The 1,077-nt window shown below is 43.7% G+C and carries 2 protein-coding genes; both read right to left on the bottom strand.

The genetic code is table 11. From position 1 onward, the window contains the following. Positions 1 to 554, bottom strand: a 554-nt coding sequence (locus tag E5987_RS13220) for a DDE-type integrase/transposase/recombinase (protein ID WP_237178852.1), incomplete at its 3' end; no start/stop codon positions are given. Between the two features lie 53 nt (positions 555 to 607). Continuing rightward, positions 608 to 1,036 (bottom strand): helix-turn-helix domain-containing protein, encoded by a 429-nt coding sequence (locus E5987_RS12735; protein ID WP_160336441.1) that lies wholly within the window; start codon positions 1,034 to 1,036, stop codon positions 608 to 610. Positions 1,037 to 1,077: the final 41 nt, after the last annotated feature.

The raw sequence follows: 1,077 nt of genomic DNA, 5'->3' as shown, positions 1-1,077 counted from the left end.
TGGATCAAGCCTTCTTTTTTAACATCTATCCCTCTTGCTTGGCATAGACTGAGTGCCATTTTTAGTGCGCTGATTGCTGTTCTATTGCTCAGGTCAGAGCCTAGTTTCCAGCCTACAATCTCGTGGCTGTATGCATCTGTGATTAGCGCTAAATATGTAAACTCCGATTCCCAATCCGTTACTTTAATTGGTACGTAAGTAATATCGCTAACCCATATCTGGTTCGCCCGATATGGTATTAGGTCCTTAATTAAGTTTGGATAAGTTGGCAGATTATGCTGTGAATCGGTTGTCCTCGGTTTTCTTTTCTTCTGTCGCAGCTTTAAATGATTGTCTGCAAGAATGTCTGCGAACCGGTCTCGTCCGACATGCAATCTTCCGGGAAAGTTTTGAGAGTACATCGCCCACAGCTTTTTTCCGCCTATATTCGGGTCAACACTGCGTACTTCTTTGCAGTACTCGATGATTATCTCCTCGGTTAGATACCTCGATTCTGCCTCTGAAGAGCCTCTTTTCTGAACCTTGTAGTACGCCTGCTTGCTGACGCCAAACAACTTACACAGGGCCGTTACACTTCCGTACGGACAGCTCTGCTGTTGCAGGACTTCTATTGTTTGGCGCCAGATTTTTTTCTTATAGGTATGCCAAAGCGCTCTTCTGCTAGCTGGACCATTGTTTCATAGGCCTGTGCTTTTAGGCTTTGTGCTCGCAGTTGCGCCTTGAGCTCTTTGATTTGAGCTTTCAATAAGGCGATTTCGCTTACTTTATTCAAATCTAAATTCTCGGGTTTAGCCTCATCTGAAGAAGGGCAGGCTCTTGCATTAAGGAGTTTTCCATCAAGGCCCTTCCTATCAAGGTCTTTCCCAACAACCGGCGTTCTTTTTGGCAAATCTATCCACCTATAAACTGTTGCCAAACAAACTGGCACATGCTTTGCAATTTCTTTTATTGGCATCCCCTGATTGTACAAATCCGAAACAAGCCTTCTTGCCTCTGCTTGTTTCATTAGTGTAGATATCTGTTCTTCAACTTTCATTGTTGACTCCCTAAGTAGTCAACTTTTTTCAGGACAAGACA

Origin of the sequence: Parasutterella muris, from assembly GCF_009767915.1 — a bacterium.
Lineage (GTDB): Bacteria > Pseudomonadota > Gammaproteobacteria > Burkholderiales > Burkholderiaceae_F > Parasutterella > Parasutterella muris.
This window is presented reverse-complemented; position numbering and strand designations above follow the sequence as displayed.